At 64.8% G+C, this 573-nt stretch carries 2 protein-coding genes (1 of these 2 running past the window's edge); both read right to left on the bottom strand.

The annotated features are described in order from the left end of the window. Positions 1-534 (bottom strand): Ig-like domain-containing protein (locus DOM58_RS16780; protein ID WP_245392317.1); only part of this gene is annotated, 534 nt, incomplete at its 3' end. Continuing rightward, positions 521-573, bottom strand: the 3' portion of a protein-coding gene (locus tag DOM58_RS17790) for an Ig-like domain-containing protein (protein ID WP_425353405.1). It continues 247 nt past the right edge of the window; the window shows 53 of its 300 coding nt (coding positions 248-300); its start codon lies beyond the right edge, outside the window; the stop codon is at positions 521-523. The genes DOM58_RS16780 and DOM58_RS17790, both read right to left, overlap by 14 nt.

The following is a 573-nucleotide window of genomic DNA, read 5'->3' as shown; positions in this document are numbered from 1 at the left end:
GAAGGTGATGTCGCGACTTTCGCCGGCGGCCAGAGTGTCGAAGTCGGTGTCGGGGGCGAAGCTGTAGGAACCGTCGGCGTTAAACGTCAGGCTGCCGTTGCCCTGACCTACGCCGGTGTCGAGCGCGTAGCTGGCGATGGTGCCATCGACGTCACTTGCCGCCGGGACCTGACCGGTCAGCAACGTGTTCTCTTCCGTCGTGGCCGTGCCTGCCTGAGCGACCGGCGCATCGTTAGTCCCCGTGACGGTGATGGTGACCGTCTTCGGTGCACTGACGCCGCCATCGTTATCGGTGGCGGTATAGCTGNNGCCCGCGGCGAGACTATCGAAGTCGGTGCCCGGCGTGAAGTTGTAGCTGCCGTCGCTATTAAAGCTGAGGCTACCGTTGCCGGTGCCGACATCCGTCGCCAGGTCGTAACCGGCGATGGTGCCATCGATATCGGTCGCTGCCGGAACCTGGCCGGTCAGCACAGTGTTCTCGCCGGTGGTCCGGGTATCGGCGACGGCGACCGGGGCGTCGTTAGTGCCGGTCACGGTGATGGTGACCGTCTTGGGTGTACTGACGCCGCCATC

Origin of the sequence: Salinicola halophyticus (assembly GCF_003206695.1) — a bacterium.
In the GTDB taxonomy this organism is placed as follows: Bacteria; Pseudomonadota; Gammaproteobacteria; order Pseudomonadales; family Halomonadaceae; genus Salinicola; species Salinicola halophyticus.
The sequence above is the reverse complement of the archived record's forward strand: the minus strand, read 5'-3'. Positions and strand labels throughout refer to the sequence as shown.